Origin of the sequence: Streptomyces sp. NBC_00576 (assembly GCF_036345175.1) — a bacterium.
Taxonomy (GTDB): Bacteria; Actinomycetota; Actinomycetes; order Streptomycetales; family Streptomycetaceae; genus Streptomyces.
The window spans coordinates 9,581,044-9,598,485 of record NZ_CP107780.1 but is presented as its reverse complement, the minus strand read 5'-3'; the positions used below and the strand labels follow the sequence as shown (position 1 = coordinate 9,598,485).

The 17,442-nt window shown below is 69.6% G+C and carries 12 protein-coding genes; 10 read left to right on the top strand and 2 right to left on the bottom strand.

From position 1 onward, the window contains the following. The first annotated feature begins 3 nt into the window (after positions 1-3). The 3 genes from OG734_RS42005 to OG734_RS41995 are packed head-to-tail and all read left to right on the top strand — an operon-like array spanning position 4 to position 3,766. Positions 4-1,500 carry a CoA-acylating methylmalonate-semialdehyde dehydrogenase gene (locus OG734_RS42005; protein ID WP_330292620.1) on the top strand — a complete coding sequence of 499 codons (1,497 nt, stop codon included), beginning with the start codon at positions 4-6 and terminating at the stop codon, positions 1,498-1,500. A gap of 36 nt (positions 1,501-1,536) precedes the next feature. Next, positions 1,537-2,733 (top strand): Gfo/Idh/MocA family protein, encoded by a 1,197-nt coding sequence (locus OG734_RS42000; protein WP_330292619.1) that lies wholly within the window; start codon positions 1,537-1,539, stop codon positions 2,731-2,733. Positions 2,734-2,767: 34 nt separating this feature from the next. Further along, entirely contained in the window at positions 2,768-3,766 is a 999-nt protein-coding gene (locus tag OG734_RS41995; RefSeq protein ID WP_330292618.1) for a sugar phosphate isomerase/epimerase family protein, read from the top strand. Between the two features lie 102 nt (positions 3,767-3,868). Here the strand turns inward: OG734_RS41995 and OG734_RS41990 are convergent, their stop codons facing one another. Beyond that, positions 3,869-6,232 carry a helix-turn-helix transcriptional regulator gene (locus OG734_RS41990; protein ID WP_330292617.1) on the bottom strand — a complete coding sequence of 788 codons (2,364 nt, stop codon included), beginning with the start codon at positions 6,230-6,232 and terminating at the stop codon, positions 3,869-3,871. A gap of 456 nt (positions 6,233-6,688) precedes the next feature. After that, entirely contained in the window at positions 6,689-7,765 is a 1,077-nt protein-coding gene (locus OG734_RS41985; RefSeq protein WP_443065018.1) for a LacI family DNA-binding transcriptional regulator, read from the bottom strand. A 210-nt stretch (positions 7,766-7,975) separates the two neighbouring features. Here OG734_RS41985 and OG734_RS41980 point away from each other — a divergent pair, with 210 nt between their 5' ends. The 7 genes from OG734_RS41980 (at position 7,976) to OG734_RS41950 (ending at position 17,436) form a co-directional block, all read left to right on the top strand. Beyond that, positions 7,976-8,902 carry a carbohydrate ABC transporter permease gene (locus OG734_RS41980; protein WP_330292616.1) on the top strand — a complete coding sequence of 309 codons (927 nt, stop codon included), beginning with the start codon at positions 7,976-7,978 and terminating at the stop codon, positions 8,900-8,902. A 4-nt stretch (positions 8,903-8,906) separates the two neighbouring features. Then, positions 8,907-9,857 (top strand): carbohydrate ABC transporter permease, encoded by a 951-nt coding sequence (locus tag OG734_RS41975; protein WP_330292615.1) that lies wholly within the window; start codon positions 8,907-8,909, stop codon positions 9,855-9,857. Positions 9,858-9,959: 102 nt separating this feature from the next. After that, a complete protein-coding gene (locus tag OG734_RS41970) occupies positions 9,960-11,300 on the top strand; it encodes an ABC transporter substrate-binding protein (protein ID WP_330292614.1) in 1,341 nt (446 codons plus the stop codon). Between the two features lie 85 nt (positions 11,301-11,385). Beyond that, entirely contained in the window at positions 11,386-13,431 is a 2,046-nt protein-coding gene (locus tag OG734_RS41965; RefSeq protein WP_330292613.1) for a beta-galactosidase, read from the top strand. A gap of 145 nt (positions 13,432-13,576) precedes the next feature. Then, a complete protein-coding gene (locus tag OG734_RS41960) occupies positions 13,577-15,628 on the top strand; it encodes an RICIN domain-containing protein (RefSeq protein ID WP_330292612.1) in 2,052 nt (683 codons plus the stop codon). A gap of 112 nt (positions 15,629-15,740) precedes the next feature. Then, positions 15,741-16,106 (top strand): DUF779 domain-containing protein, encoded by a 366-nt coding sequence (locus OG734_RS41955; RefSeq protein ID WP_330292611.1) that lies wholly within the window; start codon positions 15,741-15,743, stop codon positions 16,104-16,106. 94 nt (positions 16,107-16,200) lie between these two features. Next, positions 16,201-17,436 (top strand): phosphodiester glycosidase family protein, encoded by a 1,236-nt coding sequence (locus tag OG734_RS41950; protein ID WP_330292610.1) that lies wholly within the window; start codon positions 16,201-16,203, stop codon positions 17,434-17,436. Positions 17,437-17,442 lie beyond the last annotated feature (6 nt).

Below are 17,442 nucleotides of genomic sequence, written 5' to 3'. Positions count from 1 at the left end.
CACGTGACAACCATCCAGCACTGGATCAACGGGTCCCCGGTCACCGGGGCGAACCCCAGTACCGCGCCGGTGTTCAACCCGGCCACCGGCCAGGAGCAGGCGCGGGTCGTGCTCGGCGGCGCCGCCGAGGTCGATGCCGCCGTCGAAGCCGCCTCCGCCGCGTTCGAGACGTGGTCGCAGTCGTCGCTCGCACAGCGCACCCAAGTCATGTTCGCCTTCCGGCAGTTGCTCGTCGAGCACGAGGAGGAGCTGGGCCGGATCATCTCGGCCGAGCACGGCAAGACGGTCGACGACGCGCGCGGCGAGATCACCCGCGGCCGGGAGGTCGTCGAGTTCGCGTGCGGGCTGGGAGATGTACTGAAGGGGTCCTTCTCGGACCAGGTGTCGCGCGGTGTCGACGTGCACGACTTCCGGCAGCCGCTCGGTGTCGTCGCGGGCATCACGCCCTTCAACTTCCCCGCCATGGTGCCCCTTTGGATGCATCCCATCGCCATTGCCACCGGCAACACCTTCATCCTCAAACCGAGCGAGCGTGACCCGTCCGCCGCCAACTTCGTGGCCGAGCTGTACCGGAGGGCCGGGCTGCCCGACGGCGTCTTCAACGTCGTGCACGGCGGCAAGGACGCCGTCGACGCGATCCTCGCCCACCCCGGTATCGAGGCCGTGTCCTTCGTCGGCTCGACGCCGATCGCCAAGTACGTGCACGAGCAGGCGACTTCGCGCGGCAAGCGGGTCCAGGCTCTCGGCGGCGCCAAGAACCACGCCGTCGTCCTGCCCGACGCCGACCTGGAGTTCGCCGCCAACCACATCACCGCCGGCGCCTACGGCTCGGCCGGCGAACGCTGCATGGCCGTCTCGGTCGCCGTGGCCGTGGGCGACGTCGCCGACTCCCTCGTCGAGGTGCTGGAGCGCAAGGCCCGCGACGTCAGGGTCGGGCCCGGCGATGCGTCGGACACCGAGATGGGGCCGCTCGTGACCAGGGCGTCGCAGGAGCGCGTCGAGAACGCCGTCGGGGTCGCGGCCTCGCAGGGCGCCACCGTCGTCGTGGATGGACGCGGGCTGAAGGTCGACGGTCACGAGGAGGGCTTCTTCACCGGACCGTCCCTGCTCGACCGGGTCACCGTCGAGATGGACGCGTACAAGGAGGAGTTGTTCGGACCGGTGCTCGCCGTCGTCCGGGTCGACTCGCTCGACGAGGCCATCGACCTCGTCAACGCCAATCCGTACGGCAACGGCACCGCCCTGTTCACCGGCAGCGGTGAGGCGGCGCGCCGGTTCCAGCGCCGGGTCAGGGTCGGCATGATCGGCATCAACGTCCCGGTGCCGGTGCCCATGTCGTACTACTCCTTCGGCGGGTGGAAGGACTCCCTCATCGGCGACTCCCCCGTGCACGGCCCCGAGGGCATCCGCTTCTACACCCGCCCCAAGGTCGTCACCACGCGCTGGCCGCAGCCCGCCCAGCAGCTCGCCGCCGGCTTCAACTTCCCCACCTCCAGCTGACCTTCCCCCAGAGGGACTCTTCGAAAGGCACCCCCCATGACCACCTCGGGAAAGCCCATCTCCGTCGCGGTGATCGGCGCCGGTATGGCCGGCCGCAGCCACGCCGCCGGTTACCGCAACGTCAACACGGTCTTCGGCGCCGGTCTGCCGCCGGTCCGGCTGGCCGCGATAGCCGACGCCAACGTCGCACTCGCCGACGATGCCGCCCGCCGCTACGGATACGACAAGGCGCTCCCGAGCTGGGAGGCCGTCGCCGAGGACCCGACCATCGACGCCGTGAGCATCGTCGTGGGCAACTCCCTGCACCGCTCGATCGCGGAGGCGCTGGTCGCCGCGGGCAAGCACGTGCTGTGCGAGAAGCCGCTGGCAGGCTCGCTCGACGACGCCCGCGCGATGGTCGAGCTGGAGCGCACCGCCGACGTCGTGACCGCCGTCGGCTACACCTTCCGCCGCTCCCCCGGCATCGCCGCGATCCGCGAGCACGTCCGGCGCGGTGAGCTGGGTGATCTCTCGCTGTTCAGCGGGCGCTACTGGTGCGACTACGCGACCGACCCGAACGGTCCCCTGAGCTGGCGGTTCAAGGGCGGTCCCGGTTCGGGCGCGCTCGGGGACATCGGCTCGCACGTGATCGACGCCGCCGAGTACGTCGCCGGATCCATCACGGCGGTCTCCGGTGCCTCGCTGTCGACGCAGATCCCCAAGCGTCCGCTGCCGCTGGGTGCGGTCGTCGGGCACAACTCGGCTCCCGTCTCCGACGAGTTCGGCGAGGTCGACAACGAGGACACGGCGTCCTTCACCGCCCGCTTCGAGTCCGGGCTCGTCGGCACCTTCTCGGTGACACGCACCGGCTTCGGCCTGCCCAACGGGCTCGCCTTCGACATCCTTGGACTCGGCGGCCGGGCCGCGTTCGACCAGCACCGGCCCGCCGAGTACCTCTTCGACGACGCGCAGCCGGAGGCCCGTACGCGCGGTGCCCGGCAGGTCATCGCCGGTCCGCAGCTGCCGTACTTCGCGGGCGGGGTCCCGATGGAGGCGCCGGGCGTGGGTGCCAGCAACGCCGACAACTTCACCTACCAGGCCCGGGCGTTCCTCGACCAGGTCGCGGGAGTCGCCGACCCGCTGCCGGCCTGTGCCGGCTTCGCCGACGCGCTGCGGACCATGGAGATCATCCACGCGGTCGTCGAGTCCTCACGCACCGGCGGCGCCGCCGTCACGGTCCCGCCCGCCGTCTGACCCCCGCACTCGTACGTATCGAAGGAGCATCCACATGGCCCTCAAGCTCGGCGCCTACACCGCCTGTCTGCACGACCGCACCCTCCCCGAGGCTCTCGACATCCTCAAGGAGAACGGTCTGACCTCGGTGGAGGTCAACACCGGCGGTTTCATCCCCTCCCCGCACTGCCCGGTCGACCTGCTGCTGTCCTCGGCCACCGCACGCGAGGAGTACCTGGCGGGCTTCGCCGACCGGGGAATGGAGCTGACCGGTCTCAACTGCAACGGCAACCCGCTCAACCCGCTGCCGGGGGTCGGCCCGAAGCACGCCGACGACCTGCGCCGCACGATCCGGCTCGCGGGCCTGCTCGGCGTCCGGCACGTGGTGACGATGTCCGGCACCCCGGGCTCCGACCCGGACGCCAAATACCCGTCCTGGGTGGTGAATCCGTGGGACGGCGTCTACATGGACGTCCTGGACTACCAATGGGGTGTGGCCGTCGAGTTCTGGCAGGAGATCGACGCCCTGGCCCGGGAGAACAACGTCCGGGTCGCCATCGAGATGCACCCGCACAACGTCGTCTTCTCCCCGGTCACCCTCAAGCGGCTCGTCGACGCGGGCGGCCTGACGAACGTCGGCGCGGAGATGGACCCCTCCCACCTGATGTGGCAGGGCATGGACATCGTCGCCTCCATCAAGTGGCTCGGTCCGCTGGTGTTCCACGCCGCCGCGAAGGACGCGACGCTCTGCCCGGGCGCCGACATCCGTGGCGTCCTGGACACGTCGTTCACGCGCGTGCCCGCAGACGCGGTCGGAAAGGTGCCCACCGGCTACGGCTTCTGGTGCAACGCCTGGCCCGCGAACCCGGCATGGAAGTTCGTCGCCGTGGGCCTCGGCAACGACGTCCCCTTCTGGACGGAGTTCCTGCGCGCCCTCGCGGAGATCGACCCGGACATGGCCGTGAACATCGAGCACGAGGACGCCGCCTACTCGCAGACCGAGGGCCTGGCCCTGGCCGCGAAGAACCTGCACAGCGCTGCGGCCTGCCTCTGACCCGTCCGCCTGACCTTGCCCCGCCTCGCCCCAGCCGTGACCCCGTACCCGATGTCCGGGTCCGGGGCCGCGGCGCCGTACGCGTACCGTGACCGGCAGGCGTCACGGGCCCGAGGGTGTCCTGCCCACCCTGGGACTCTGGTACAGGCGGGCGAGTTCGACCCTGGAGCTGATGCCGAACTTCCGGAAGACGTTGCGGAGATGGAAGTTGACGGTGTGCGGCGAGAGGTCGAGCCGACCGGCTGCCTGACGGTTCGTCATACCCTGCACCACCAGATCGGCGACCGCCTGCTCGGAGCTGGACAGGGGCTGGCGGGCGATGGCGGGACCGGAGGCGGTCTGCACGGGCTGCGCCGTGGTGAGGCCGGTCAGCAGGCGGCCTGCCCTGGCAGCCCGGAGCGCGTCCCCCGACTTCTCGAATCCGAGATGGGCTCTGGCCAGATGGAGGACGACGGGGAGCCGGCCAGGTCTGTCCGTGCGGTCCAGCAGACCGGCCAGGTCCTCGGCGGCCCAGGCCGCCGCCCACGGATCGCGGTGCGCGTGCAGGGCCTCGGTCAGCAGGTGGGGGTCCTGACTGTGGAGCCCTTCGGCATGCACCGCCGACGCGACGACCGGCGCGAAGTCGGGGTTCGCGTCGGCGAGTCGCCGGATGGCGGCCACCGCCTCCCTCGCCACCGTGTAGGCGCCCGCCGCCTGCGCGATGCGTACCATCCAGGCTGCCGCGCCCGGTTCCTCCACGAACAGCGCGGGTGAGTCGACGAGGTATCCGTATCGCCCGAGCAGCAGGTCGATCCCGTGCGTCGGACCGTCCCGTTCGACCGTCGTCTGCAGGGCGGCCCACGCAGGCAGAGCGCTGCACACACCCAGGCCACTCCGCTCGCTCCCCCGGTAACGCGCCACCATGTGTTCCGCGATGTGCGTCTCCCCTGCCCGCAGGGCGGCCAGGGCCCGGATCGCCCAGCAGTGTGGCAGGACCACGTCGTGCCTACTGGCGATCGCCCAGTCGATGACGGCCTCGGCCGTTCGGGCTGCCTGCTCCAACCGGCCTTCGAGAACCAGCAGTTGTGCCTCGGCGAGCTGCGCCAGGTGGTACGGGGCGGGGTCTGTCCGGTACTCCTCATGGGTCTCGGCCCACTGGAGCAGCCACCGGGCGATCGTGGACTCGCCGAGCCAGGTGAGTTCCAGGGCGCTGAGGGGAGCCAGGTGGAGGAAATCATCCCGGCCGCGAATCCCCAGGGTCAGGGCGGCGGCCTCCCGGCTGCGCCGCAGGGCCGCGGACGGCTGGCCGCCGAGCCGGGCACAGAGCGAGAGGGCCAGCAGTGCCTTGATCCGGGCAGGCGTGTCCCCGAACGGCCGGCAGGTGCCGAGGAGCGAGATGGCCAGTTCGTGCACATCGTCCAGCCGGCCGTCGAGTATGCCGGTGTAGATCTGGCGGGGCAGATCGGCGCTCCGCTCCGCGGACGGGTCGGGAGCTGTCGGCCGCGCGGGGGGCGCGGCGGTGGGCCGAGGATCCGTCGAGCGCAGGACCGGTTGCCGACCCAGGCCGCCGAGCAGCCCCGACGTGGCCTCCTCGACCATCCTTTCGCGTACGGCGGGCAGGGTCGTCTCAGCGATGGCCCAGCGCATCAGTTCATGCCGGAACACGAGTTCGTCGCCTCGGCGTTCCATGATGCCCGCGTCGACGATCTGCTGGATGTCGGCCATGAGCCGGGCGGCGGGCCCGGTGAAGACGGCGATGAGTCTGTCGACGCCGCAGACGGGGCCCAGGGCCGCGGCAGCCCGTACCAAGTTCTGGGCCTCTGGGGCGAGTTCGTTGAGCTGGCAGGTCACCATGGTCTGCAGCCGGTCCGGCACGGCGCCGCTCCGGCGTATGGCGGTGCCCTGTCTGATCACCACCTGCCCGTCCTCGATCAGACCGCGGGCCAGGGACTCCACGTACAGCGGGCTGCCCGCCGCCGTGTCGGCGAGCCGCAGGAGGTCGGCGTCCGGCGGGGCCCCTAAGTTGTCGGTCAGGATGTCCTGGACGGCCTCCGCGTCGAGTGCCCCGAGTTCGACCCGGGTGCAGCTCTCCGCCTCCAGCGCGGAGACGAACCGGTGCCCGTCCAGTCCGTAGGTGCCTTTGCGTAACGTGATCAGGCACAGCCGCGGCTCGTCCCGGCTTGCCTCCAGCGCCGTCTTCACCTTGGCGAACTCGACCGGTTCGGCGCCCGGCATCTGGTCGTCCAGGACCGTCAGGACCGGGCGGTCGAGCCGGCTCTGCCCGCTGCCGGTCTCGTACCAGCCGGGCGGATCCACGAGGAAGCCGCGCTCCTCCGCCAGCCTCCGCATCTCCTCCACCAGCCGGGTCTTGCCGTACCCGCGGTCGCCCAGGATCAGCGCGGTCCCGCTGCTGCCCGAAGCCGCGGCGGACAACGCGTCGGTCAGGTCACGGAGTTCAGCGGTGCGGCCCCGCAGGGGTCTCACCACGCGCGGGGGTCAGGCATCCGGGGAGTTGCGAGCGGTGTGGTGTGGGGAGGGTTGGGCGAGGTGCCACCAGGAGATCGCATGGTGTGACGCTCCGGAGTTGTGCTGTGGGGACAGGCGCGAGAATTATAATCCTCCAGGCCGGCTTGGTCCTGGACAGGGAGACAAAATCCGGCGAACCGCAGGCCTGAGGCCGCTTTTGCGCGCACTGTCCGACAACGACCCACAGGTGCCGCTCGGGCAATGCACCCGAAACGGTCAGGCGGCCGCTCGGACCAACCGGCTCCGCGTTCGCGCAACAGCCACACCGTCTCCGTCACGGGGACCGGTCGGCGACCACCTCCGCGTTCCGGGCCTGCCACGACTCCGTCCGGCGCCCCGCAGCATGGCGCGAAGGACACTCCCCCAGGTCTCCGAAGGGCACCCCCACATCGCCTCCGCAGCCCTCCCCGCGCCGCCTCACGACCGCGGCGGCGCCGTGCTCTTCCGCACGACCAGCCGCGTCGGCACCAGCGTCGTCCCGTGTTCCGTCGCGTCCTGCCGCATCTGCCGCAGTACGCCCTCCACGCACAGCCGCCCCACCTCGGCGAAGTCCTGGTGCACAGTGGTCAGCGGCGGCAGGAACGAGCTCGCCTCGGGGATGTCGTCGAAGCCGATCACGCTGATGTCCTCGGGCACCCTGCGACCGCTCTCGTGCAGGGCCCGCAGCAACCCCAGCGCCATCTGGTCGTTGGCCACGAACACCGCAGTGCAGTCCGGCAGTTGGGCAATTCGCAGCCCGGCGTGGTAGCCCGACTCCGCCGACCAGTCGCCGCGCACCAGGGGCGGCGCGGTCCGCTCGGCCGCGAGGAGTTCGGCGCGCCAGGCATCGGTGCGGCGCTGCGCCGCGTACGAGCCCTCGGGGCCGGCCAGATGCCAGACCGTGCGGTGCCCGAGGTCCAGGAGATGCCGTACGGCCGTCCGGGTGCCGCCCGCCTGGTCGGTGTCGACCACGGTGTAGCGGTCGCCCGCGTCGGAGTCGGCGACGACCACCTGGACGTGTGGCGGCATGGAGAGGGTCGACGCGTCGAGGAGGTGCACTTCGAGGATGACGATGACGGCGTCGACGGCGAGTTCACCGAGCCGCGAGAACGCTCCGCGCACCTCGTCCTGCGTCGGCACAGCGACCGGCAGCAGGGTGACCGAGTATCCCTCGTGTGCCGCCGAGGTCGCGATCGCCTCCAGCGTGCGGACGTTCCCCGTGGTGGACAGGCCGAAGGTGATGACGCCGATGGTGCGGAACTCGCCGCGTTTGAGGGCCCGGGCGGCACTGTTGGGCCGGTAGCCCAGCTCCTTCATCGCCGCGAGGACCTGCCGCCGCGTCTCCTCATTGACACCGGGGAAGCCGTTCGACACCCGGGAGACGGTCTGCGAGGACACTCCGGCGACCCTGGCGACGTCCGCCATGGAGGCGCTCTGGGTGCGGCGGGCGGCCCGTTTCCTGGTGCGCGCCCGTGCCCGCGCCGGCTCGGCCGAGGTGCCGTCAGCTGTGTCCACCCGTCAATCCTCGCTCTCCGGTCCACTGTTGCGCCCGACGACCTTGACCAGCGTCGGGGGAGCGGTGTAGACATGCCGCCATCAGATGTTTACGTAAACATAACAGCCGGTGGACCTCTCGTGGGGCTCCCGCGGAGGGAGATGTTTACGTAAACATCGGGGCGGCGGCGGACCAGCGCCGGTTCCGAGACGGACGAGCGAGGCACGACAATGACGACCCTAGAACCGCCGGTGGCCGCCAAGCGCGCCCCGGCCCGGCCCGCGGCGAAGAGGGACCGCCGCTCCTGGACGGGATGGGGGTTCATAGGCCCGTTCGTGGCGGTGTTCACCCTCGTCTTCCTGGCACCCATCGGGTACTCGATCTACCTCAGTCTCTTCCGGGACCAGCTGATCGGCGGCACCAGCTTCGTCGGCCTGGACAACTACACACAGGCCCTCAAGGACGACCAGTTCTGGGACTCCCTCATGCGGGTGTCGCTCTTCCTGGTCGTCCAGGTGCCGATCATGCTCGGCATCGCCCTGCTGATCGCCCTGGCCCTGGACAGCGGACGCCTCTACGGCAAGGACTTCTTCCGCATCGCGATCTTCCTGCCGTACGCGGTGCCCGCCGTGGTCGCCACCCTGATGTGGGGCTTCATGTACGGCACCAAGTACGGGCTGGTGGGTGACATCAACAGCGCGTTCGACGTCACCCTGCCCGACCCGCTCTCCAGCGATCTGGTGCTGGCGTCGATCGGCAACATCGTGACCTGGGAGTTCATCGGCTACAACATGCTGATCTTCTACTCCGCGCTACGGGTCATCCCGCTCTCGCTCTACGAGGCCGCGGAGATCGACGGCGCCGGGCAGTTCCGCATCATCACGGCCATCAAGCTCCCCGCGATCCGCGGTGCCCTCGTCATCGCGACGATCTTCTCGATCATCGGCAGCTTCCAGCTCTTCAACGAGCCGGCCGTCCTGCGTCTGATCGCGCGCAACACCATCACGACCGACTTCACCCCGAACTTCTACACGTACTCGCTGTCCTTCAACGGCCAGCAGCACAACTACTCCGCGGCGGTCGCCATCATCATGGGGCTGATCACCATGGTCATCGCCTATGTCGTGCAGCTCCGCGGCATGCGCAAGGGAGCGTGACCCAATGAGCAGCAGCCCCGTCACCACCGCCTCCCCGGCCGCATCCGTCCAGACCGCCGACGCGGGAAAGAGCGCGCCGAAGCTGCGCCGGTCCCGTCGGCACGAGCCCGGCCGCCCCAAGCGCAGCATCCTGCTGACCGTGCTCACCGGCCTGATCCTGGTGTACACGGTCGTGCCCCTGATCTGGCTGGTCATCAGTGCCACCAAGACCATGGACGGGCTGGCCAACTCGTCCGGACTGTGGTTCAGCGACGACTTCGCCCTCTGGTCCAACATCCACGACACGTTCACGTACCACGACGGCATCTTCGTCCGCTGGCTGCTGAACACCCTGCTGTACGTCGTGCTCGGCGCCGGCGGCGCCACCCTGCTGGCGATCCTCGGCGGCTACGCGCTGGCGAAGTTCACCTTCCCCGGCAAGCGCGCCGTGTTCGCCGTGGTCATCGGTGCTGTCGCCGTCCCCGGCACGGCCCTGGCGGTGCCCACCTTCCTGATGTTCAGCAAGATGGGCCTGACCGACACCCCGTGGGCGGTGATCATCCCCTCGCTCGTGTCGCCCTTCGGTCTGTATCTGATGTGGGTCTTCGCGACCGAGGCCATCCCCACCGAACTGATGGAGGCGGCCCGCATCGACGGAGCGGGCGAGGTGCGCACCTTCTTCCAGGTCGCCCTGCCCCTGCTCGCCCCCGGCACGGTGACCGTCCTGCTGTTCACCACGGTCGCGACCTGGAACAACTACTTCCTGCCGCTGATCATGCTCAAGGATCCGAACTGGTACCCGCTGACCCTGGGTCTGGACTCCTGGAACAACCAGGCCCAGACGATCGGCGGTGACGTCATCTTCAACCTGGTGATCACCGGTTCGCTGCTCACCATCATCCCGCTGATCGCCGCGTTCCTGCTGCTGCAGAAGTACTGGCAGTCCGGCCTCGCCGCCGGAAGTGTCAAGGAGTGATCCACCCTCAAGCCCCACACCCCCCTCGGCTCCACCGCGTTTCACCCTCACACAGCATTCACCCTCACCCCGTCCCACCCACGAAGAAGTGGAAGCATCTCGATGCGTAGAACCACCGGCCGCCTGATGCGCGGCATAACCCTGCTCTCCGTCCTCGCCCTCGGCGCGACCGCCTGCGGCAGCTCCGACGACGACAGCTCGGACCAGAAGGCCGTCTCCGCCGCGGACATCCAGGCGGCCCTCAAGAAGGGCGGCACGGTCAATGTCTGGGCCTGGGAGCCCACGCTGAAGTCGGTCGCCGCCAACTTCGAGAAGAAGTACCCCAAGGTCAAGATCAACCTGCTCGGCGAGCGCTCCGGCGACAAGCACTACACCGCTCTGTCGAACGCCATCTCGGCCAAGAAGGGCGTCCCGGACGTCGCGCAGGTCGAGTACTTCGCGCTGAGCCAGTACTCGCTCACCAAGGGCCTGACCGACCTGGCTCCCTTCGGTGCCGACAAGCTCAAGTCCAAGTACACGCCCGGCCCGTGGAACGCCGTGAACGACGGCGACAAGGTCTACGGCCTGCCGATGGACTCGGGCCCGATGGCGATGTTCTACAACAAGAAGGTCTTCGACAAGTACAAGATCGCCGTCCCGACCACCTGGGACGAGTACGTCGACGCGGCCGCCAAGCTGCACAAGGCCGACCCCAAGGTCTACATCGCCAACGACGCCGGTGACGCGGGCTTCACCACCAGTCTGCTGTGGCAGGCCGGTTCACGCCCCTACAAGGTCGACGGCACCAAGGTGTCGGTCAACTTCGACGACGCCGGCGCCAAGAAGTACACCGACACCTGGCAGAAGCTGATCGACCAGAAGCTCGTCTCGCCGATCAACGGCTGGACCGACGACTGGTACAAGGGCCTGGGCGACGGCACCATCGCCACCCTGACCACCGGCGCCTGGATGCCCGCCAACTTCGTCACCGGTGTCCCCAAGGCGGCCGGTGACTGGCGCGCGGCCCCGATGCCGGCCTGGACCAAGGGCGACAAGGCGAGCGCGGAGAACGGCGGCAGCTCGCTGACCCTGCCCGAGCTGGGCAAGAACAAGGAGCTCGCCTACGCGTTCGTCGAGTACGCGAACGCCGGTGACGGTGTGCAGACCCGTGTCGACGAGGGCGCCTTCCCGGCGACCACCGCTCAGCTCCAGGACCCGGCGTTCCTGAGCAAGAAGTTCGAGTACTTCGACGGCCAGGAGGCCAACAAGATCTTCGCCGAGTCCGCCGCGAACGTCGCCAGCGACTGGTCGTACCTGCCCTTCCAGCAGTACGCCAACTCGATCTTCAACGACACCGTCGGCAAGGCGTACGTCTCCGGGACGAAGCTCCCCGAGGCGCTGAAGACCTGGCAGGACGCCTCCATCAAGTACGGCACGGAGCAGGGCTTCACCGTCGAGAAGTAACAGCTGGGCAGTAGCAGCCGAGGAGCGGCCGGAAAGCGTCAACGCCGGCCGCTCCTCGTACCCCCCGAATCTTGGAAGGACCACCATGACCTCCGCCTCCCCGTCCCGTCTGCCGTACGGGCCGGACGGTGACTCCGTGCCCCGTCTCGCGTACGGCGCCGACTACAACCCCGAGCAGTGGCCTCGGGAGGTGTGGGAGGAGGACGTACGGCTGATGCAGGAGGCCGGCGTCAACATCGTCTCGGTGGGGATCTTCTCCTGGGCCCGTATCCAGCCGGACGCGGACACCTGGGACTTCGGATGGCTCGACGAGGTCATGGACCTGCTGCACGAGGGCGGGATCGGCGTCGATCTGGCCACCGCGACCGCGTCGCCGCCGCCGTGGCTCACCACCGCGCACCCGGAGATCCTCCCGGTGACCGCGACCGGCGAGACGGTCTGGCCGGGCGCACGCCAGCACTGGCGCCCCACCTCTCCGGTCTTCCGCAGCCATGCGCTCGGCCTGGTACGCAAGATGGCGGAACGATACGCCAACCACCCGGCCCTCGTGGCCTGGCACATCTCGAACGAGCTGGGCTGCCACAACATCTACGACTTCTCGGACGACGCGGCCCGCGCCTTCCGCGACTGGCTGCGCGCCCGCTACACCACGATCGACGCCCTCAACCACGCCTGGGGCACGGCGTTCTGGTCGCAGCGCTACAGCGACTGGGCGCAGATCCTGCCGCCCCGGCTGGCCGGTTCGCACCCGAACCCCACCCAGCAGCTGGACTTCAAGCGGTTCTCCTCGGACGCGCTGAAGGACTATCTGGTGGCGGAGCGGGACATCCTGCGCGAGTACACGCCCGAAGTCCCCATCACCACCAACTTCATGGTGATGGGCGGCACGAAGGGCATGAACTACCCCGACTGGGCGGGCGAGATCGACTTCGTCTCCAACGACCACTACGTCCACCCGGGCCCGCAGGACCGCGACGAGCTGTCCTTCTCCGCCAACCTGACCAGCGGTATCGCGGGCGGTCGCCCGTGGTTCCTGATGGAGCACTCCACCAGCGCGGTCAACTGGCAGCACGTCAACGTGGCCAAGCGGCCCGGTGAGCTGGCCCGTGACTCGCTGCTGCACGTCGCGCACGGCGCCGACGCCGTGTGCTTCTTCCAGTGGCGCCAGTCGGCGGCCGGCGCCGAGAAGTACCACTCCGCGATGGTGCCGCACGCCGGCGCCGACAGCGAGGTCTTCCGCGCGGTGGCCGCTCTCGGTCAGACCCTGAAGGACCTGGCGCCGATCGCGGGCTCCGAGCGCGAACCGGCCCGCGTCGGGATCGTGTTCGACTGGGACTCCTGGTGGGCGAGCGAGCAGGACTCGCACCCCACCGCCCTCCTCGACTACCGCCAGGAGGGGCTGAACTGGTACTCGGCGCTCCTGTCCCTCGGCATCCGCGCCGACATCGTCACCACCCGCACCGAGTTCAGCCGCTACGACGTGCTGATCACCCCGGTCCTGCACATGGTCCCGGCGACCCTCGCCAAGGAGCTGACGCGGTACGCGGAGACGGGCGGCCATCTGGTCACCACGTACTTCTCCGGTGTCGTCGACGAGAACGACCACATCTGGCTCGGCGGCTACCCGGGCGCCCTGCGCGAGCTGCTCGGCATCCGGGTCGAGGAGTTCGGCCCGCTGCTCGACGGTGAGTCGGTCGAGGTGGACGGCGGCGGGACGGGCACGGTGTGGACCGACCGCGTCGACGTGACCGACCCCGAGGTCGAGGTCCTCGCCCACTACCGCACGGGCGCCTACGCGGGCCGCCCGGCCGTCACCCGCCGTACGACGGGCGGGGGTTCGGCGTCGTACGTCTCCACACGCCTGGGCACCGACGGCCTCGCGGCGCTGCTGCCGGGGCTGCTGGCGCCGGCCGGTGTCGACAGCGAACTGCCCGAACCCGCCCGTGGGCGCGTCGAGTTGACCGTGCGGCAGGGCGGCGGAAGTCGATTCCTGTTCCTGGTGAACCGGAGCGAGGAGGAGGTTCCGCTGCCGGGCCTCGAAGGAGAGCGGCTGTCCGGTGGTACGGATGCCGACGGTGTCCTCGTCCTCGCGCCGAGGGAAGTCGCCGTACTGCGCCGCCCCGCCCACTGAGCGGCACCCCGATCCGCACTCGCACCACCCCTGAACTCCCCTGATCCAAGGGGCACACCGTCGTGCCCCGTCTCCGTGCGCACCCTGCGTACGGTGCGGGCACGGCGGTCCACCGCAGCGACCACATCTGAGTTGGGAGCACACGTTGGCACGCCGTACCCGCACGCGACACCTTCTGGGGGTCGTCGGCATCACCGCACTGGCCACTTCGGCCGCTCTGGTCAGCGCGCCTTCGCCGGACGCGCAGGCGGCGGTCGAGGCAGCGGCCTCGTCCGTCACGGTCACCCCCGATCCCTCGTACAAGCAGGAGAAGTTCGAGGGCTGGGGCACCAGTCTGGTCTGGTTCGCCAACGCGACCGGCGACTATCCCCCGGCGATCCGCGAGAAGCTCGCGAAGCTGCTGTTCGGTGACGACGGGCTGGCGCTGAACATCGCCCGTTACAACATCGGCGGCGGCAACGCCCCCGACGTGAAGGACTACCTGCGGGCCGGCGGCGCCGTCGAGGGCTGGTGGAAGGCGCCCGCGGGCACCACCCGCACGGACACCGACTGGTGGAGCGCCGACGACGCCGCCGACTGGAACCCGAAGGCGGACAAGACCCAGCGCTGGTGGGTGGACCGCATCAAGAAGGACATCACCCACTGGGAGACGTTCAGCAACTCGCCGCCCTGGTTCATGACGGAGAGCGGCTATGTCTCCGGCGGTTTCAACGCCAACACCGACCAGCTGAAGGCCGATTCGGTCGACGACTTCGCCGCCTACATGGCGGGGGCGACGAAGCGTCTGGAGAAGGCCGAGGGCATCAAGGTCGACACCGTCGACCCGTTCAACGAGCCCAACACCGGCTACTGGGGAACCCGTCTGGGCGCGGACGGCCAGCCCGTCGGCGGCCGTCAGGAGGGGGCCCACATCGGCCCCGCGCTCCAGGAGAAGGTTCTCGCCGCGCTTGCCCCCGCGCTGAAGAAGGCCAAGGTCAAGTCCGAGATCTCGGCGATGGACGAGACCAACCCGTCCATCTTCGCGAACAACTGGAACTCCTACTCGCAGGATTCCAAGGACCTCGTCGACCAGATGAACGTCCACACCTACGGCACCGGGCAGCGCACCACCGTGCGCGACCTCGCCAAGGCGGCCGACAAGCCGCTGTGGATGAGCGAGGTCGAGGGCGACTGGGGCGACGGGCAGAGCTTCACGGACATGCGTCCGGGTCTCGGTCTCGCCCAGCAGATCGTCAACGACCTGCGTGAACTGGAGCCCCAGGCCTGGGTGTTCTGGCAGCCGGTCGAGGACTACGACAACATGAAGCCCGGCGGCGAGTCCGCCAAGGGCGGCAACTGGGGCAGTATCCAGCTGTCGTTCAGCTGCAAGTCCACGGACACGCTGGCGTCGTGCCCGATCTACACGAACACCAAGTTCGACACCGCCCGCAACTTCACGCACTTCATCAAGCCGGGCGACAAGCTGATCAAGGTGGACGACACCTCCAGCGCCGCCGCCGTGACCAAGGACGGCAAGGGCGCCTCGCTCGTCCATGTCAACTCCACCACCGCGGCCCGTGACGTCACCATCGACCTCTCCAAGTTCCGCACCATCAAGGGCAACGCGACCGTCACGCCGACCGTGACCAGCGCCGACGGCAAGCTCAAGCAGCAGGCCCCGGTCAAGGTCGTCGACGGCAAGGCGACGTACACCGTCCCCGCCCAGTCCGTGACCTCCTTCGCCGTCAAGGGCGTCTCGGGTGTCGCGAAGAACGCCGGCCTGTTCAGCAAGGGTCACTCCTACACGCTGACCGGCGTGCAGAGCGGCAAGGCCGTGACCGTTTCCGCGGGCGGCAAGAGCCTGGTCATCGGCTCGGCCAACGGCACCGTCGCGCAGCAGTGGCAGCTCGACGCCCGGCACGGCAAGAAGGGCGCCCGCCAGCGGTACGTGTTCGCCAACCCGGCCGAGGGCAAGCGACTGGCCGTCCGCGACAACGTCCCCGTCGTGGAGCCCGACACGGGCAAGCGGGATCCGGCCACCGAGTGGATCATGTCGACCACCGGTGACGGAACGTGGACCCTGGTCAACGCGGCCACCGGCCGCCTCCTGGAGGTCGGCGGCCAGGCGACCAACGAGGGTGCCGCCGTCACCACGTGGATAGCCAACTCCGGCTCGAACCAGCGCTGGAGGGTCACGGACGTGACCGACCGGAACTGATCCGACAGTTCGTCCTGGAAGGCCGCTTCTCCATGAGGCGGCCTTCCGCATGTCCAGTGCGTCCCGGGCTGCCGCAACCCTCTCGCAACGTCGCACGGAGTTCACTGAGTCCGTGGAAACGCCTGAGAAGAACCCGCGCGTCGAACTGACCCCGGCCGCCGCCGAACTGCTGCGGCGACTGCACGCGATGCACGGTCCGCTGATGTTCCACCAGTCCGGCGGCTGCTGCGACGGCAGCGCGCCCATGTGCTACCCGGCGGGCGAGTTCCGGACCGGCGGCTCCGACATACTGCTCGCCGAACTGGCGGTCGAGGGTGTCCCCGAACCGGTGACGTTCTGGATGTCGCGCAGCCAGTTCGAGGTGTGGTCCCACACCCGTCTGATCGTGGACGTCGTACCCGGCCGGGGCAGCGGGTTCTCGCTGGAGGCACCCGAGGGAGTGCGCTTCCTGATCCGTTCCCGGGTGGTCAACACCTAGCCACCCGCGCGCCCCCGCGCTGCTCATCGTCACCTGTTGCGCTCCCCTTGCGCCCTGCGACAGTTGACGGGACATCAGGTTCAGGGGGGTCTGGATGCGTGGAAGTGGACCGTTCAGAACGGGCAGAACAGCAGTCTCCGCAATCGCCGTACTCGCAACGCTGGCCGGCGCCGCCCTGACAGGGGCGGCACCGGCCAGTGGCGCGCCGAGAGCCACTCAGATCGCGCCGGGCGTGCGCTATGCCCAGTTCGACATCGTGGCGGCCAAGGGGGTGACCCATGCCCACCTGCTGAGCGTCGACCTCGGCAACGCGCGGGTACGGGTCAACCTCCTCCACCCGGGGGCGGTGGCGGCACGGGCCGCCGTCTCCAAGCTGGCCAACGCCAGGGGCGCCGTCGCGGGCGTCAACGGCGACTTCTTCAACATCAGCGAGGTCCAGCATCCCGGGGTCACGGCCACGGGCGCGTCCGTGGGCCCCGCGACAGCGAGCGGCCTGGTCCTCAAGTCGGCGGTGCCGAACGGCCAGCGCTTCGGCCCCGCGATGCCGCCCGGCGTCACCACCAGGGCCGTCCTCGGGGTGGGCACCGACAGAAAGGCCCGGCTGGACGATCTCGCCCTGTCGGGCAGCGTCGCCACGCCGGTGGGCCGGTTCGCGCTCGGCGGGCTCAACCAGTACGCGCTGCCGGTGGGTTCCATCGGCGCGTTCACCCCGGTCTGGGGCAGCGTCTCCCGGGCGCGGTCGGTGTGCGGCACGGACACCGACCGGGCCGCCCCGTGCGGTACGGACACCTACGAGGTGACCGTGCGGCGGGGCAGGGTCGTACGGATGGCGGACTCCCCCGGCAGCGGTGCCATCGCCGCCAACACCACGGTTCTGGTGGGCCGGGAGACGGGCGCGCAGCAACTGCGGAAGCTGTTCGTCGGCGCGAAGGTCACGGTCAAGAGCCGTCTGGTGGCGTCCACGAGCCACATCCCGTACCGCTTCGCCCTCGGCGGCTACCCGGTACTGAGGGGCGGCCGGCCACTGAGCGGCCTCGACAACAACACCGCCGCCGTGCGCACCGCCGCGGGCATCGCGAACGGCGGGCGCAAGCTGCTGCTCCTCGCGGTGGACGGTGCGCCCGAGTACCGCAGCGGACTGACGGTCGCCGAAGTCGCCGCCACCATGCGGACGTTGGGCTCGGTGGATGCCTTCAACCTGGACGGCGGCGGTTCCACGACCTTCGTCACCAGAGCACCCGGAGCGAGCAGGGTCACAGTACGCAACCATCCGACCGGCGGCGCCGAACGGCCCGTCCCGAACGCCATCGGAGTTTTCACGACGTCCTGACGCCCT